The organism is Streptomyces sp. NPDC059895, from assembly GCF_042731035.1.
Taxonomy (GTDB): domain Bacteria; phylum Actinomycetota; class Actinomycetes; order Streptomycetales; family Streptomycetaceae; genus Streptomyces.
In genome coordinates, this window is the sequence record NZ_JBHWKO010000008.1 from 233,751 (window position 1) to 249,688 (window position 15,938).

A 15,938-nucleotide genomic window follows, 5' to 3' on the forward strand; every position below is an offset into this window, starting at 1 on the left:
GTGACCGGAAATGCCTGCTCACTCTGTGACCAAGGGTGATGGCGATCCGGCGGGGCGAGGGGTCCGCTTCCCCGGGCGTTCCTCAGCGGCCGGGGTCCCGGCCCGCGGCCGCTGGTCGACGAGCGGCTGGAGGCGCCCGGCCCCGATCCGTACGCTGCGCCCATGCCCACCCATTCAGACGCCGACTTCCTCGCCACCACCGCCGACCGCCTCGCCGCCCTTCCCGCCGTCCGGGCCGTGGCCCTCGGCGGCTCGCGGGCCCAGGGCACGCACACGCCCGGCAGCGACTGGGACCTGGCCGTCTACTACCGCGGCGCTTTCGATCCCGCCGACCTGAGGGCCGTCGGCTGGGAGGGAGAGGTCTCCGAAGTGGGCGGGTGGGGCGGTGGGGTCTTCAACGGGGGTGCCTGGCTGACGGTCGACGCGCGGCGCGTCGACGTCCACTACCGCGACCTCGACGTGGTGGAGCACGAGTGGGCGGAGGCCGAGGAGGGACGCTTCCGGGTGGAGCCGTTGATGTTCCATCTCGCAGGCATCCCCAGCTACCTGGTCGTCGCGGAGCTGGCGATCAACGAGGTGCTGCGCGGGGAGCTCCCGAGGCCCGCCGCCTATCCCGCGAAGCTGCGCCGGACCGCCCGCGAACGCTGGTACGGCACCGCGTGCGCCACCCTCGCCTACGCGGCCGCCCACCACGCGCCCCACGGCCGGCGCACCGAGGCCGCCGGTGCCCTGGCCGTCGCTGCCGCGCAGACCGGCCACGCCGTGCTGGCCGCGCGCGGGGAGTGGGTGACGAACGAGAAGCGCCTGCTGGAGCGGGCCGGGCTGAGGGGCGTCGACGAGATCGTCGCGGAGGTCGGCCGCGGGAGCGTCGTGGGAGCACTGGAACGGGCCCGGGCGCTCTTCGGGGAGACGTTGGGGACGGTGGAGGCGGCCGACGCGGGCTGACACGGGTGCCCCAGGTGACCCACCCAGGTGACCCAGGCGACACGGACGGCATAGAGGGCGCAGGCGACATAGAGGGCACAGGCGGCACAGAGGGTACAGGCGGCACAGAGGGCACAGGCGGCACAGAGGGCACAGGCGGCACGGTCGACGCGGCGCGTCCGGGGGATCGGGAGCGTTTCTAGTCGCGGGTGCCGGCTTCCGGTCATTCGCCGACGGCTCCGCGGGCGGGCGGGCGCATGCACGTGGTTTCGTCGGGTACCCGCGCGAATTGCGTACACAAAGAGACCGGAATCACGGCGAAGTGTCACCTCCCCGAAACGCGACCGTTTCGCCTCCTCCAGGATCCGCCCGTACCGTGGAGACACACCCCGGCACCACAGCACGATCCGCACAGCCCCGGCCACCGTCGCCCGAAGGCACACCCCCGCCCTCGTCCCGACAGGAGCTCCGTGTCCTCGCGATCCGCCGTTGCCGTTCGCACACTCACCGCTCTGCCGCCCTGGCTCGCCCACGCCCTGAGGGCGCAGCGCGGGCCCGTTCCGTGGAGTGCGGTCGCGCGCGGGGCGCTGGCCGCCGGGCCGCTGCTGCTCGTCTCCGTCCTCGTCGACCGCGCCTCCCTGGGCGTCGTCGCCGCGATCGCCGCCATGCTCGCCGGGATCAACGACCGGCCCGGCAGCCGGCGGGCTTCCGTCAGGCGGCTCGGCGCGCCCGCGCTCGCGGGAGCGGCCGGACTGCTCGCCGGCACCTGCGCCGGGGACCACCTGGACGCCGTGGCGCTGACGCTCGCGCTGACCGGGCTCGGGCTCCTCGCCGGCGGCATGAGCGCCATCGGGCCCGTCGCCTCGGGCGCCGGCACCCAGCTGCTCGTCGCCGCGGCCATCGGGGCCGGGATGCCGCTCCCCGAGAGCGGCTGGGCACGCGCCCTCGCCTTCCTCACCGGGGCCGGCTGGCTGCTCGCGCTGCGGCTCGCCCTGCCCACGCCCGGCGCCCTCCACGGCGACTTCCGCTTCGACGGGGAACGGACCGCCGTCGCCGACGTCTACGAAGCCGTCGCCCGTCTGCTCGACGCCGTCGGCACCGAACAGGCCACCGCCCGGCGCGCGGCCCTCACCGCCGCCCTCGACCACGCCCAGGACGCCCTCGCCGGCCCCCGCCTGCGCCGGTACGCCGGCTCCGCGGCCGAACGCCGACTGCATGCTCAGTACGCCGCCGCACTGCCCCTCGCCGAGGCCGCGACCGCCCTCGCCTGGGCCGGGAAGCCCGTCTCCGGGCGGGCGTCCGAAGGGCCCCGGCGCCTCGCCGCCGCCGTACGGGAGAGCGCGCACCCCGGGCCGCTGCCGGCGCCCTCGCGGTCGGCGCCCGCGCTGCGTGCCCTCGACGACGCCCTGCTGCACGCCGCCGACGCCTTCGACCGCGGCCGCGGGGGCGATCTGCACACCCGGCGGCGGAACGCCGGCGACCTGGTGCGCACGGCCCTCGGGGCCGGCGGACGCGAGTACGGGATGCGGGTCGGCCTCTGCTTCGGGGCGAGCGCGGCCATCGCGCAGGCCCTGTACCACTCCCACTGGTACGGGCAGCACACGCACTGGTACTGGCTGCCCGCCACCGCCGTCTTCCTGGTCAAGCCCGACCTCGGGCCGCTGGTGTCCCGGGTGCTGTGCCGGGCCGCGGGGACCGTGCTCGGCGCGCTCGTCTTCGCCGGCCTCGCCACCCTGCTGCCCCGGCCGGAGGGCCTGGTGGTCCTGGTCGCCGTGTGCGGGGCGCTCATCCCCGTCGCCACCCGGCACTTCGCCGCCCAGACCGCCGTCGTCACCGTCCTCGTCCTGGCCCTGGTGATGGTCGGCGGGGAGCCGCAGGCCTCCGTCAGCCGGATCGGGGAGACCCTGCTGGCCTGCGCGATCGTGCTGATCGTCGGGCACCTGCCGATGCCGGGAGAACGCGGCGGGCGGGTGCGCGCCCGGCTCGCCGCCGCCGCGTCCGCCGCGCACGCCTACCTCGTCCACGTCCTCGACGGATCGGACGACCGCGCCGCCCGCTGGACCCTGCGCCGCGAGGCCTACCGCACCCTCGCCGAGGCCCGCGCCTCGATCACCCTCGCCGCCGCCGAACTGCCCTCCCTCGCCCGGCACACCGAGGGCACGGACGAGGTCGCGGCCCTCCTCGAACGCCTCGTCGACACGACCACCGCCGGCGCCGTCCACCTCGACGACACGGGCCGGCTCGGCCGCCGGCACAGCGAACGCCTCACCGAACTCCTCGCGGAACTCGCCGCCCACCGGGACCTGGTGGACCTCCCGGCGCGGATCCCCGACCGGGCCGCCGCACGGCAGGACCCGGCCGTACGGCGCACGCCCGGCGCGCACGCCCTGGCCCACGCCGCCGACCACGGCTCCGTACGGTGAGGTGAGCGCGAGGCCCGGACGCGGCCACGGCCGGTGCATCGACTTCAACCGCGACTTCGAGGTGACCCTGGAGCGGGACGGCGAGCTCGTCGAGCGGCCCGGCGTCAGCTGCTTCCTGCGGGACGGCGACCGCGTCTTCCACACCTACTCGGCGGACGACCGCGGACTGGACGGCCTCGGCTCCACCCCCAGCCTGCTGCACCTGACGGCCCTCGGACGGCGGGAGGCGTGGGAGAAACCGGAGGGGCGCGCGTCGCGCTTCGGGGCGCCTGCGGGACATGAGCCCGTCCGTCATCACGGCGAGTACGAGTTCTGATGCGAAGCGTCGCCGATACTTTCACAAGGTGATCGGATCCTCACACTCCGCACTGAATCCGTGTCGGCTACGTCTCAGTACCGTCACCGGGCGAGGCGTTCCGGGGCCGGAGAGCGTTAACTCCCTACAAGTACGACGCTTTCTGGAGGTGCGAGATGGTGAGCGGGCGAACGGTGCTCGAACGCTTTCCCGCAGGCGGGCCGCGCGGGTCGTGGCCGGCGGAGGAGTTCGCGCACGCGCGACGTATGGAGGGGCTGGCCGCCGAGGTGGTCATGGACCTCGCGACGGACACGTTCCTGGTGATCGTCCGGGGCGGCGAGGCCGCCGACTGACGGTTCAGCTCGCCTTCGAGGAGGCGGGTACCTGCGGAGGTGCTTGCGGAGGCGCCTGCTGGGGGGCTTGCGCTGGCGCCTGCTGGGGCGCTTGCGCTGATGCCTGCTGGTGGGGTGCTTGCTGAGGTGCCTGCGGGGGTGCTGGCGGAGGCGTCTGTCGGGGAGACTGCGGGGCGAACTGCTCCGCCTGGAGCGCGTACAGCTCCGCGTAGACCCCGCCCCCGGCCAGCAGCTCGTCCGGGGTGCCGGACTCCACCAGCCGCCCCTGGTCCAGCACGTGCACCAGGTCGGCGTGACGGACCGACGCCAGCCGGTGCGTGATCAGTACGACCGTCTGGCCGCCGTCGGCCAGCGCGCGGATCTTCTCGAAGACCTCCAGCTCGGCCCGGGCGTCCAGGGCCGCCGTCGGCTCGTCCACGATGAGGATGCGTCCGCGCCGGTACGCCGCACGCGCGATGCCCAGCCGCTGCCACTGCCCGCCCGACAGCTCGTGCCCGCCGCTGAAGTGGCGGGCCAGCAGGGTGTCCAGGCCGCGCGGCAGGTCCGCGACCACCTCCTCGGCACCCGCCTCGCCGATCGCAGCGGCCAGCCGCTCCTCGGTCAGCGGCACGGACGAGCGGCCGACGGCGACGTTGACCTTGGCCGTGAACGGCCACCGTTTGAAGTCCTGCGCCACCATCGCGATGCGCTCGGCCAGTTGGCGCCGGTCGGCGTCCGCCGCGTCGACGTCGTCCCACAGGATCCGCCCCCGGTCCGGCGTGTAGAGCCCCGCCAGCAGCTTGACCAGGGTGGTCTTGCCGGAGCCGTTCTCGCCGACGAGCGCGATGATCCGGCCGAGGGGGAGGGTGAGCGAGACGTCGTCGAGGGCGGGGCGGGCGGACTCACCCGGGTAGCCGAAGGTGACGTTCTCGAAGCGGATCTGCCGAGGGTCCGCCGGCAGCGCGCTGCCACCCTCCGGGATCGCCCGCTCGGCGGCCTCGACGTAGAGGCGTTGCAGGTCGCCCACGAACAGGGCCTCCTCGTGGAGCTGGTTGACCTCCAGGACGAGCGTGTTCAGGCTCGTCGAGCCGCTGCGAATCGCGATCACGGCCGTGCCCGCCACCGCCAGCGCCATCGTCCCGGTGATCAGCAGCCCGCCGAGCGTGGCGTACGTCGCCACCGTCGCCAGCCCCGTCCAGGCCGCCGCGAACAGGCCGGTGCGGGCGGCGAGCCGTGCCAGCCGCGCCTGCTCCGCCTCCGCGGTCTCCGACATCGAGCGGAAGTGGCGCAGCAGGAAGGGGCCGACGCCGTGCACCCGGATCTCCGGTGCCGCCTCCGGTTCGGTCAGCAGGCTCGCGATGAGATGACCCGCGCGCGCGTGCTGGACCCACGTGTGGAAGGACTCGTACCGGCGCCGGGCGTTCGTCAGGGCGCTCCACGCACTGGGCAGCGTCATCGTCACCAGCAGCGGCAGCAGGAGCGGGTGCAGCACGGTCAGCACGCCGGCCGCCGCGGCCAGCGAGATCACCGCGTTCACCACGCGCGTGCCGTACATGATCATCCGGCGGGCGGACTGGGCGCCGTACTGCGCGGTGTCCAGCAGTTTGTGGAAGGCGTGGTCCTCGATCGCCGCCAGCTCCACCGACGCGGCCCGCTCCAGGTACAGCTCGGTCGCCACCCGCTCCACCTTGGGCTCCAGACGCCCGGTGGCATACGTGGACGCGGCCCGCAGCACGGCCCCCACGAAGAGGACCACGGCCATGGCGGCCAGCGCGGGCGCGGCGCCGCGCAGCCGGTCCTCGATCGGGCCGCTCTGGATCAGCCGGGCCAGCACGGTGTTCACCGCGAGCAGGCTCACCGCCTGCGCCGCGCCACGGATCATCTCGGCGGCCAGCACGATCCGCGTCGCCCGCGGGTCGGCCTGGCGGGCCAGGCGCAGACTGACGGCGAGCAGGGACGGCAGCCGGGTCAGCATGGCGCGGAAACTCAGTTCCAGGAACGCGTCCCGGTGCTGGTTCCAGCCCATGTCGTAGCGGAGCGGGCCCCCGAAGAGCAGCCGCTCCGACTCCGACACCTCGCGCTCGTCAGGACGCTGCTGCTTCGGCACCTTCCGCACCGTGAGGACCTCCCCCGATCGCCGACAAGTGGCCACTATCGCGGCAGGCGCCGTGGGAGGGCAGGGCGCAGGAGGGAGCAGGGGCTACGCGCGGGCGTGCGCCGGGGTGGGGGAGGGACGGGGCGCCGGGCGGATGCCTCGCGGGCGGGCGGTTGTGCGGGCGTGCGGGCGGGCGGGCGGACGTGCGGGCGCGCGAGGTGGTCTGACGGGTGGGGCGTGCTATGCGCTGACGGGCTTCGACCAGGTCGGCGCCGTGCCCGTGAGGCGGCACAGGGTCAGGTAGAGGGGAATCGGCGGCGTGTACGGGAGGGTGCCGTCCGGCCGGTGGATCAGCTCGGGGGCGTGCGGGGAGTCCGGGACGAGCGCGCCCGTGGCGTAGTGCGCGGGGGCGGGCCACTCCAGGGCGTAGTCGGAGTCGGACGGAACGAGCCACCACCAGTGCGTGTCGTCGGCGTAGACGCAACCCACGCGGGGCAGGCGCGGCATGACCTGAGGGCCGAGGCCGGCCGGGACGGCGACGGCGTCGCAGCCCAGCGGGGCCGTCATGTCGTCGGGCACGGCGAGTCGGCGGGGTGCCGTGGTGTGGCCGGGGCCGCGCCGGAGGCGCACGAGGGTGTCGAGGCTGAGGACCGGAGCCCGGCCGGGCACGGCGCTCACGCGGGGTCGTCCCAGTCCAGGTCCAGGTCCAGATCCAGGTCCAGGTCCCGGTCCAAGTCCCGTCCTCCGGTTCCCGTTACCGAGTGCGGGAGCTGGCTCGGGCTCGGGTGCGGGAGAAGGCTCGGGTGCGGATCCGGGAGTGGACTCGGGTGCGGGAGAAGGCTTGGGCCCGTATGCGGGAGTGGCCGGGGCGCTGTCTCGCCGGTGGTGCGGGGAGCGAGGGCAGCGGGGTCGGTCCATCGTGGGGAGGCGCTCACGCGGCCGATCGCGGGGGCGATGGTGGGGCCGATCGAGGGGCCGTACGTCTCTGGGCCACACGCCGTTGCTGGGCCGTACGCCGTCTCCGGGCCGGACGCCGTCTCCGGGCCGGACGCCGTCTCCGGGCCGGACGCCGTCTCCGGGCCGCGGTGCCGCTGCGGGCCCACGCGTCGGAGGGGGCCACCACCACCCGTCACGGGGGAGTGGTGTGCGCGCCATGCGGGGGCGGGTTTCCGTTCCTCCGCACCGGCGCCCCGGTGATCCTGTTCGGCGCGCTGGGCTTGCTGGGTTTCATGGGCTTGATGGGCGTGCTCGAGGTGGTCGGCGGCGTGCTCGGTGCGGTCGTCATCGTCACCCGAACCGTCTCCGGGCACCGGTTTCGGCCGGGATCCCCAGCCCAGGTCGTTCCGGGGGGCGGTGAGGCCACCGCGGGGTATGGCCCCGGCCTCGTGGCTTACGGATGCGGGACCGTGCGGCAGGGGTATGAGCCCGTGGGGGGTGGGTCCGGTGCCGTGGGGCAACGGCATGAGCCCGTGGGGCGTGGACCCGGCGTCGCGCGGCACGGGCACGGCGGTGTCGTCGCGCGGCTCGGGCACGGCGGTGTCGTCGCGCGGCTCGGCGGGCACGCGGGAGGCTTCGCCGCCGCGGGTCAGGTCGGCCCAGACCAGCAGCCCGGGGCCGTGCTCCTGGGCACCCCACGCCTGACACAGCGCGTCGACGAGGAACAGACCCCGACCGTGCTCCTCCTCGGGGCGCTGCGGCGAGGGATGTGGCTCGCCCGGTGCGCAGCCCTCGTCCCGCACGGCTATGCGTACGAGGTCACCGGTGTCGTGCAGCTCGCAGACCACGGTGCCGCTCGCGGTGTGCACGATGGCGTTCGTGACCAGCTCGGATATGACCAGATCAGCCGTGTCGCATGTGTCCTCGCACACCGACCAGCCGGTCAGCCGGGCCCGTGTCAGGCGTCTGGCCTGTGCGGGAGAGCCCGGGTGAGCGGCCAGTTCGAATCGGAACCGGCGCTCGGGAACGGCCTGTTCAGGGCCTGCTCCCGCGGCGGCACCGAGACCCGGCGGGCGGCCTGCGGCGGCGTCTGTTCCTAAGGGCGCGGACGGAATCACGCTTGCCACTATCGCCCCGCCGTGGACACTTGGCAAGTGTCACTCTGAAAAATGCAGAGTGCTGTGTGACGCGGTGGAGCGCCGTGGCACACTGCTCGCAACAGCATGTTGAGCGGCGCCAGTTGGGATCACCGGAGACCCGTACCTAACTCGTACAGATCTTCGATTCGGTCTTCGAATGGCGCCGCAGGGCTGTCAGGATTCTTTTCGTGACCGGCCGGCCGTCCCCGACGGGCCGCCCGGTGGGGCTCATCGTGGAGGTGGGGCGTGAGCGAACCGCGGTCCGCGCCGACAGTGGGACAGGTCGTCCTCGGTCGGCGCCTGTTGGACCTGCGGGAACGCGCCGGGCTCAAGCGGGAGGAGGCCGCCCGCATCCTGCGTGTCGCGCCCGCCACGGTCCGCCGCATGGAGATGGCCGAGGTCTCCCTCAAGATCCCGTACCTCCAACTGCTGCTCAAGGCGTACGGGGTGACCGACGAGGAGGCCGAGGGCTTCGTCCTGCTCGCCGAAGAGGCCAACAAGCCCGGCTGGTGGCAGCGTTTCCACGACGTCCTGCCCGGCTGGTTCTCGATGCACGTCAGCCTCGAGGGCGCGGCCGCCCTGATCCGCCAGTACGAGCCCCACTTCGTCCCCGGTCTGCTGCAGACCGAGGAGTACGCACGCGGCGTCCTGAAGTCCGGCGCCATCGGCCAGACCCGGCCGGAGGACATCGAGCGCCTCGTCGCTCTGCGCATGCAACGTCAGCAACTGCTTACCCGTCAGGACGCGCCCCGCATCTGGGTCGTGATGGACGAAACGGTGCTGCGCCGCACGATCGGCGGCCCGGAGGTGATGCGCGCGCAGATCGACAAACTGCTCGAGGCCACGAAGTTGCCCCACGTGACGCTGCAGATCGCCCTGTTCTCCTCGGGGCCGCATCCCGGCACGTACGGGCCCTTCGTGCTGTTCCGATTCGCCATGCCGGAACTTCCGGACATGGTCTACAGCGAGTACCTGACCGGCGCCGTCTACCTCGACGCGCGCACCGAGGTGGCGACCCACCTCGAGGTCATGGACCGCATGGCGGCGCAGGCCGCTACGGCACATCGCACGAAGGAGATCCTGCGGGATCTCCGCAAGGAGCTGTAAATGGACCGCATCAAGCCGCGCAAACGGGTCTACAACGGGATGCCCGCGCGGGACTTGGGCAGCGAGGGCTGGCACAAGCCGTGGAGCGGCGGCAACGGCGGGAACTGCCTGGAGGCGATGAAGCTCGCCGACGGCCGGATCGCCGTCCGTCAATCCACCGACCCGGACGGCCCGGCGCTGATCTACACCACCGACGAGATGACGGCCTTCATCGAGGGCGCGAAGGCGGGGGAGGCGGACTTCCTGCTGTCCTGACGTGTTGTCCTTTCCTGAGCCGTCCCCTGAGTGATCCTCTCGGCCGTCCCCCTCTCATCCCCTCGGCCATCCCCGATTACCGTTGCAGAACCCGTTCCTTGAACCCGTTCCTTGAACCCGTTCCTTGAACCCGTTCCCGGACAAGAACCACCCTGCACCTGAACTTCCTTGTACTGGTACTGAATTGACTATGTTCTTGACTACCTCTTGCGTCTTACGGAGTGCCTCATGACCGGGCAGGATCCCACCACCACCGCCATCGAGATCGACACCAGCAAGCCCCATCCCGCCCGTATGTACGACTGGTACCTGGGCGGCAAGGACAACTACCCCGTGGACGAGGCGATGGGCCGGCAGATGCTGGCCCTCGACCCCCGCGTCCCGGTCATGGCGAGGGTCAACCGCGCCTTCATGCACCGGGCCACCCGCTGGCTCGCCAAGAACGGCGTCCGGCAGTTCCTGGACATCGGCACGGGCATCCCGACCGAGCCCAACCTCCACCAGGTCGCCCAGCAGGCGGCGCCCGACGCACGCGTGGTCTACTGCGACAACGACCCGATCGTGCTGGCCCACGCGGCCGCCCTGCTGCGCAGCACGTCCGAGGGCGTCACGGAGTACCTCCAGGCGGACGTCCGCGACCCGGCCACCATCATCGAAGGCGCCAGGAAGATCCTGGACTTCGACCAGCCGGTCGCCCTCTCCATGGTCGCCCTCCTGCACTTCATCTCCGACGAGGACGGCGCACACGAGCTGGTGAACCGGCTGCTCACCGAACTCCCCTCCGGCAGTTACCTGATGATGACCCACGCCACCGCCGACTTCACCCCGGAGGAGTCGGCGGCGGCCACGGCGAAGCTGAAGGCGGCCGGAGTCACCCTCGCCCTGCGCTCACGCGAGGAGTTCAGCCACTTCTTCGACGACCTCGACCTGGTCGAACCCGGCGTCACGGTCGTCCCCGACTGGCACCCCGAACTGGGCGAGCCGGTACCGGGGCAGGAGGACGGGGTGATCCCGGGGTACGGGGCGGTCGGGCGGAAGGTCTGAGAACCGGGTGATGCGGGTGATGCGGGTGATCCGGTGATCCGGTGATACGGGTGGTCCGGGTGGTCCGGGTGACCATGGTGATCGGGACGATCCGGCTGATCCGGTTGATCTGACCGATCCGGGTGATCCGGTCTGTCCGGGCGATCGACGGCGGTCCGCGCGCATGGGCGCGCCGGGCCGCCGTCGTTGCCGTTGTCGTCGCCGACGAGGAGTGGGTGAAGGGGGCTCACTCGGTGGTGGTGCCGGTGGCGGGATTGATGGCGCTGCTGGGGTTGGTGGCGGGACCGGCGGGGGTGGTGGTGCTGTTGGGGTTGGCGGCGGTTCCGGTGCCGGGGCTCGGCCGTCCGCCCGGTGCCAGCACCCCGCACAGGGCGTCCAGCGCCGCTGTGTACGCGTGCTCCGACGGCGTCGCGTAGCCGACCACGAGTCCGTCACCGACCTCCATGGCCGTCTGCGGGTGGCGGAAGGCGGCGAGACCGTCCAGGGCGACGCCCCGCCGGGCGGCCGCCTCGACCGTGGAGCGCTCGGTGCCCGGCGGCAGCCGCAGCACCGCGTGCAATCCGGCCGCCACGCCGGTCACCTCGACGTGCGGCGCGTGCGCGGCGAGCGCCTCGACCAGCCGGTCGCGCCGTCGGCGGTAGCGCTGCCGCATACGCCGCACATGGCGGTCGTACGCCCCGGAGACGATGAAGTCGGCCAGGCTCAGCTGGTCCAGGACGCTCGCCCAGGCCTCCCGCTCGCCCTTGGCCGCGAGGACGCCGTCGACGTACCGCTGCGGCAGCACCATCCAGCCCAGTCGCAGGGCGGGCGACAGACTCTTGCTGACCGAACCGACGTGGATCACCCGCTCGGGGTCGAGCCCCTGGACGGCGCCGACGGGCTTGCGGTCGTAGCGGAACTCACCGTCGTAGTCGTCCTCCACCACGACAGCGCCACGCGCGCGTGCCCAGTCGATCACGGCGGCCCGACGCGACGCGTGCAACGGACCGCCGGTCGGGAACTGGTGCGCCGGCGTGAGCAGCACGCCCCGCTCACGCCCCAGCAGATCGACACGCGCCCCCGCCTCGTCCAGGGGAACCGGCACCGTCCGTACGCCCGCCGCCGCCAACAGCTCCCGGTGGAAGCCGAGCCCGTACGCCTCCACGGCGAGCGACCCCCGCAGCACCCCGCCCCCACGCGCGCCCCCGCCCGTGCTCCCGCTCCGCCCGAACAGCAGGCGCAGCGCGTGCGCGAAACCGGAGCAGACCACGATGCGCTCGGGATCGGTGCGCACACCACGCGCGCGGGCGAGGTACTCGGCGAGGGCCTCCCGCAGCTCGCGGCGCCCGGCCGGGTCGCCGGGCCCGAACACCTCGCTGGGCGCCTGCTGCAGCGCCCGCCGGTAGGACGTCAGCCAGGCCGCGCGGGGGAAGGACGACGCGTCCGGAGTGCCCTGCCGCAGGTCGTGCAGCGGTTCACGCACGCCGGGACGCGCCTGACCGGCGACATGCTCGGCCTCGCGATCGGCCACGCCCCCGGTCACGCGTGCGGCCTGCCGCAGCGGCTCCGCCCGGTCGGCGACCCGCGTACCGGAACCCTGGCGAGCCGTCAGCCAGCCCTCGGCCACCAACTCCGCGTACGCGTCGGCCACCGTGTTGCGCGCGACCCCGAGGTCGGCGGCGAGCGAACGGTACGGCGGCAGCCGGGTGCCCGGAGCGAGCCGCCCGCCGCGCACGGCCTCCCGCAACGCCCTGATCAGCGTGGCCCGGCGCCCGCCGGGCCCGGACAGCTCCAGAAGCAGGTCCGCGCCGATCCGCTCCGCCGAATTGACCCACGATTCCACCATGGAAATGCACCCTACAAGCGGTCTTTCCCGCCCCTAGGGTGAGAAACATGACGACGCACACGATGAGCACGACGATCACCGACACCACTCACGACACCACTCACGACACCACCCCTGACGCGACCGGCGCCCTCGACGCGACCGGGACCGCCGGCACCGTCCACATCCCCGAGAACCCCGCCACCGCGATCGCGGCCGCCGAGTCCGCCCGGACGCGGCTGGACCTCGCCCGGTCCGCCCGCAAGGCGTTCCGCGCACTCGTCGGATTCGACGCCGCCGCCCGCGAAGGCATCGACCCGGCGCTCGTCGAACTGATCCAGATCCGCGCCTCCCACCTGAACCACTGCGCGTACTGCCTCCACATGCACACCAACGACGCCCGCAAGGCCGGCGAGAGCGAGGACCGCCTGCACCTGGTCGCCGTCTGGCGGGAGGCCCGTCACTTCTACACCGCGAGGGAACAGGCCGCCCTCGCCCTGACGGAGGCGGTCACCCTCGTGGCCGACGGTGGCGTCCCCGACGACGTCTACGCCGAGGCCGCGGCCCACTTCGACGACGGCGAACTCGCCCAGGTGATCGCCCTGATCTGCACGATCAACACCTGGAACCGGGTGGCCCTGGCGACGGGCAAGGTGGCGGGGACGGACGAGCGCCGCTGAAAACGGCCCGGGGGGACGGTGCTCCCGGGCGACGGCGGTCCGACGCAGGCCGCTCGGCCCCGGCGGAGGCCTCGGACAAATCCCGGCAGCGGGCTCCAAGAACACGCCCCAGAAGCAAGCCTCAGAAGCGAGCCCCGGAAGCGAGCCACGGAAGGAGCCTCAGAGGCAAGCCCCGGAAGAGGTCACCTTCCTCCCTCGCGCCGGCGCCCCTACGCCGTCATGGGCCGGTCGTACGGCCCGATCGGCGACGGCAACCGGGAACTTCCCGTCAGATGGCGGTCGACGGCCGCCGCGACCGCCCGCCCCTCCGCGATCGCCCACACGATCAGCGACTGCCCGCGCGCCGCGTCCCCCGCGGCGAACACGCCGGGCACGTTCGTCGCGAAGTCCACGTCCCGCGAGATCGTGCCGCGCGGTTCCAGCGCCAGCCCCAACTGCTCGACGAGCCCGTCCTCACGGTCCGGCCCCGAGAAGCCGAGAGCGAGCAGCACGAGGTCGGTGGGGAGGGCCCGCCCGGTGCCCTCCACCGGACGCCGCGCGGCGTCCACCTCGACGAGGTGCAGCGAGTGGACGTGACCGCTCTCGTCGCCCGTGAAACGCAGCGTGGACGCCGCGAACAACCGCGCGTCCGCGTCGGCCGCCGGCGCCGTCTCCAGGTCGCGTGCCTCCTCGTGCGCGGCGGACAGCCGGTAGATCTTCGGGTACGTCGGCCAGGGCTCCGTGTCCTCGTCGCGCTCCGCGCCCGGCTGGGCGTAGATGTCCAGCTGGGTCACGGACGCGGCACCCTCCCGCACGGCCGTCCCCAGACAGTCCGCCCCGGTGTCGCCCCCGCCCACGATCACGACGTGCTTACCGGACGCGGACATAGGCGACGCCTCCAGATCCCCCTCGCACACACGATTGGCCAGCGGCAGATACTCCATCGCCTGATGGATCCCGGTCAACTCCCGCCCGGGCACATGCAGTTCCCGCCACGCGGTCGCCCCGGTGGCGATCACCACGGCGTCGTAGCGCGCCCGCAGATCGGCGGCCATGACGTCCCGCCCCACCTGCGTCGACGTCCGGAACTTCGTCCCCTCGGCACGCATCTGCTCGATACGCCGGTCCAGATGGTGCTTCTCCATCTTGAACGCGGGGATGCCGTACCGCATCAGCCCGCCGATCCGGTCGTCCTTCTCGTACACGGCGACCGTGTGACCGGCCCGGGTCAGCTGCTGCGCCGCCGCCAGACCGGTGGGACCCGAGCCGATCACCGCGACCGTCCACCCGGACAGCCGCTCCGGCGGCCGCGGCGGGCTGAAACCTTCCTCCCAGGCCCGGTCCGCGATGGCGGCCTCGACGTTCTTGATGGTGACCGCCGGCTGGTTGATGGCGAGCACGCACCCGGCCTCGCAGGGCGCGGGACACAGCCGGCCGGTGAACTCGGGGAAGTTGTTCGTCGCGTGCAGCCGGTCGCTCGCCGCCCGCCAGTCCTCCCGTGACACCAGGTCGTTCCACTCGGGGATGAGATTGCCGAGCGGACAGGCGTAGTGGCAGAACGGGACACCGCAGTCCATGCAGCGGTCCGCCTGCTTGCTGACGATGGGGAGCAGCGCTCCGGGAACGTACACCTCGTCCCAGTCACGGACCCGCTCCTCGACCGGTCGCCGGGGCCAGTCCCGGCGAGGCGTCCTCATGAATCCCTTGGGATCGGCCATGGCCGTGTTCCTTGCGTACGCGAGTGGCGAGCCGTGCTTCATCGGGCGGCACTCTTTCGGCCACGATACGTCCGGCCGGCCACGCACGCAGAGTTCCGACGACGCTCTCCCGCAGGCTGCGACCGGCCCGACCGCCCAAACGGCGCGACAGACCACCGGCGCCCCAAGATCCGGCCGGAAACCACCCGGCAACGTCCGTCACGCGGGGCACATCACGACAACAGGACGTCATGACCGGTTATGTCGCCATCGCCGCAGCCCATGTCATGGCTGGAGGGCGCGGTCTGCACCTCATGCCTTGGAGGGGGCCCTCCCCCCTCCCCCTCCCCCTCCCACCCCCGCAGCACCGCCTCCACCCCAGCCGTGATCCGCAGCCGCGCCTCACGCCGTGGCACCCCGCTCATCAGCAACCGGTCGTACGGCGTGTCCAGGTGCCGCACGGACGCCACGACCGCGGAGACGACCGCCCCCTCGGACAACGCCCGCCCGGCGGCGCTGCGCCCCACCCGCCCGCTGCCCCGCGCCGACGCGTGTGCGGCGATCGCTTCGGCCCGGTCCGCCGGGCAGCCGGGAAACAGCCGCCGGATCTCCGCGGCGAACGCGTCCGCGAACCGCGCGTCCTGCGCCGCCCGCCGCCGCGCATCCCGTGCCCGGCGCCGCCGCCTCGCCTCGGCGTCCGCCAGACACCGCGCCTCGGCCCGGGCCAGGCCCGCTTCCTCGACGAGGACGCCCTGCCGCTCATAGCGCCCCTTGCGCCGGTTGAACCGGACCACGACAGCCGACAGCGTGCTCTCCTCACGTGACCGTCGGGTCAGTGCCGTGTCGCCGCGCGGGAGGAACACCAGGTGCCCGAGATCGGCACAGCCGAGGCAGCGTGGCGCGCCGTCCTCCAGGACGAGCATCGGCAGCGGCCCGCGGCGGCATTCGGCGCAGTGCCTGCGCCGCAGCGGCTGGACGACGAGAAGCCCGTGACGATGCGGGGGAGTTGCGAGGGCCGGCATGAAGATGTCATGCCCCCTGCTGAGCCCCGCACCACGTGGTCACCCTCCCACCGGCGGTCCGATCCCGCACCTGCCTGTCGTACTTCTCCCGGCACCCGCCTGTCTCAGACCTCCCGGCACCCGCCTGTCTCAGACCTCCCGGCACCCGCCTGTCTCAGACCTCCCGGCACCCGCCTGTCTCAGACCTCCCGGCACCCGCCTGTCTC

General features: G+C 73.1%; 12 protein-coding genes and 2 pseudogenes. 8 read left to right on the plus strand and 6 right to left on the minus strand.

Translation table 11 applies throughout. From position 1 onward, the window contains the following. Positions 1 to 162: 162 nt before the first annotated feature. The 4 genes and pseudogenes from ACFV9M_RS12835 to ACFV9M_RS12850 all read left to right on the plus strand — a co-directional run bounded on the left by ACFV9M_RS12835 (position 163) and on the right by ACFV9M_RS12850 (position 3,995). Positions 163 to 945, plus strand: a complete 783-nt coding sequence (locus ACFV9M_RS12835) for a nucleotidyltransferase family protein (RefSeq protein ID WP_385064372.1) — start codon at positions 163 to 165, stop codon at positions 943 to 945. A gap of 449 nt (positions 946 to 1,394) precedes the next feature. Beyond that, complete coding sequence (locus tag ACFV9M_RS12840; RefSeq protein WP_385064375.1) at positions 1,395 to 3,347, plus strand: FUSC family protein; 1,953 nt, start codon at positions 1,395 to 1,397, stop codon at positions 3,345 to 3,347. Positions 3,348 to 3,387: 40 nt separating this feature from the next. After that, positions 3,388 to 3,663, plus strand: a pseudogene (locus ACFV9M_RS12845) (DUF899 family protein); the annotation flags it as partial. A gap of 158 nt (positions 3,664 to 3,821) precedes the next feature. Further along, positions 3,822 to 3,995, plus strand: a complete 174-nt coding sequence (locus ACFV9M_RS12850) for a hypothetical protein (RefSeq protein WP_385102414.1) — start codon at positions 3,822 to 3,824, stop codon at positions 3,993 to 3,995. Between the two features lie 4 nt (positions 3,996 to 3,999). On the opposite strand, the gene ACFV9M_RS12855 is transcribed toward ACFV9M_RS12850, so the two are convergent. The 3 genes and pseudogenes from ACFV9M_RS12855 to ACFV9M_RS12865 form a co-directional block, all read right to left on the minus strand. Then, positions 4,000 to 6,000: an ABC transporter ATP-binding protein gene (locus ACFV9M_RS12855; protein ID WP_385064494.1), complete on the minus strand. Its 2,001-nt coding sequence runs from the start codon at positions 5,998 to 6,000 to the stop codon at positions 4,000 to 4,002. A gap of 309 nt (positions 6,001 to 6,309) precedes the next feature. Beyond that, on the minus strand, positions 6,310 to 6,747 hold the full coding sequence (locus tag ACFV9M_RS12860) for a hypothetical protein (protein ID WP_385064381.1): 438 nt from the start codon (positions 6,745 to 6,747) through the stop codon (positions 6,310 to 6,312). Between the two features lie 872 nt (positions 6,748 to 7,619). Further along, positions 7,620 to 8,132 (minus strand): annotated as a pseudogene (locus tag ACFV9M_RS12865) (ATP-binding protein); the annotation flags it as partial. A 258-nt stretch (positions 8,133 to 8,390) separates the two neighbouring features. On the opposite strand from ACFV9M_RS12865, the gene ACFV9M_RS12870 reads away from it, so the two are divergent. The 3 genes from ACFV9M_RS12870 to ACFV9M_RS12880 all read left to right on the plus strand — a co-directional run bounded on the left by ACFV9M_RS12870 (position 8,391) and on the right by ACFV9M_RS12880 (position 10,550). Next, a complete protein-coding gene (locus tag ACFV9M_RS12870; protein WP_385064385.1) occupies positions 8,391 to 9,251 on the plus strand; it encodes a helix-turn-helix transcriptional regulator in 861 nt (286 codons plus the stop codon). Beyond that, positions 9,252 to 9,506 carry a DUF397 domain-containing protein gene (locus tag ACFV9M_RS12875; RefSeq protein ID WP_057580268.1) on the plus strand — a complete coding sequence of 85 codons (255 nt, stop codon included), beginning with the start codon at positions 9,252 to 9,254 and terminating at the stop codon, positions 9,504 to 9,506. It begins immediately after the preceding gene. Between the two features lie 228 nt (positions 9,507 to 9,734). Then, positions 9,735 to 10,550 (plus strand): SAM-dependent methyltransferase, encoded by an 816-nt coding sequence (locus tag ACFV9M_RS12880; protein WP_385064388.1) that lies wholly within the window; start codon positions 9,735 to 9,737, stop codon positions 10,548 to 10,550. Positions 10,551 to 10,776: 226 nt separating this feature from the next. Here ACFV9M_RS12880 and ACFV9M_RS12885 read toward each other — a convergent pair whose 3' ends face one another. Beyond that, a complete protein-coding gene (locus tag ACFV9M_RS12885) occupies positions 10,777 to 12,375 on the minus strand; it encodes a PLP-dependent aminotransferase family protein (protein WP_385064391.1) in 1,599 nt (532 codons plus the stop codon). A 47-nt stretch (positions 12,376 to 12,422) separates the two neighbouring features. Here ACFV9M_RS12885 and ACFV9M_RS12890 point away from each other — a divergent pair, with 47 nt between their 5' ends. Further along, positions 12,423 to 13,034: a carboxymuconolactone decarboxylase family protein gene (locus tag ACFV9M_RS12890; protein ID WP_385064394.1), complete on the plus strand. Its 612-nt coding sequence runs from the start codon at positions 12,423 to 12,425 to the stop codon at positions 13,032 to 13,034. A gap of 209 nt (positions 13,035 to 13,243) precedes the next feature. Here ACFV9M_RS12890 and ACFV9M_RS12895 read toward each other — a convergent pair whose 3' ends face one another. After that, positions 13,244 to 14,731 (minus strand): glutamate synthase subunit beta, encoded by a 1,488-nt coding sequence (locus ACFV9M_RS12895; RefSeq protein WP_385064397.1) that lies wholly within the window; start codon positions 14,729 to 14,731, stop codon positions 13,244 to 13,246. 212 nt (positions 14,732 to 14,943) lie between these two features. Continuing rightward, positions 14,944 to 15,732, minus strand: a complete 789-nt coding sequence (locus ACFV9M_RS12900) for a DUF2293 domain-containing protein (RefSeq protein WP_385064399.1) — start codon at positions 15,730 to 15,732, stop codon at positions 14,944 to 14,946. Positions 15,733 to 15,938 lie beyond the last annotated feature (206 nt).

Excerpts from the sequence above, each read along its gene's own strand:
- ACFV9M_RS12835 (WP_385064372.1), top strand. The coding sequence starts at position 163 with ATGCCCACCCATTCAGACGCCGACTTCCTCGCCACCACCGCCGACCGC.
- ACFV9M_RS12855 (WP_385064494.1), bottom strand. The coding sequence starts at position 6,000 with ATGGGCTGGAACCAGCACCGGGACGCGTTCCTGGAACTGAGTTTCCGC.
- ACFV9M_RS12875 (WP_057580268.1), top strand. The coding sequence starts at position 9,252 with ATGGACCGCATCAAGCCGCGCAAACGGGTCTACAACGGGATGCCCGCG.
- ACFV9M_RS12880 (WP_385064388.1), top strand. The coding sequence starts at position 9,735 with ATGACCGGGCAGGATCCCACCACCACCGCCATCGAGATCGACACCAGC.
- ACFV9M_RS12885 (WP_385064391.1), bottom strand. The coding sequence starts at position 12,375 with ATGGTGGAATCGTGGGTCAATTCGGCGGAGCGGATCGGCGCGGACCTG.
- ACFV9M_RS12890 (WP_385064394.1), top strand. The coding sequence starts at position 12,423 with ATGACGACGCACACGATGAGCACGACGATCACCGACACCACTCACGAC.
- ACFV9M_RS12895 (WP_385064397.1), bottom strand. The coding sequence starts at position 14,731 with ATGGCCGATCCCAAGGGATTCATGAGGACGCCTCGCCGGGACTGGCCC.
- ACFV9M_RS12900 (WP_385064399.1), bottom strand. The coding sequence starts at position 15,732 with ATGCCGGCCCTCGCAACTCCCCCGCATCGTCACGGGCTTCTCGTCGTC.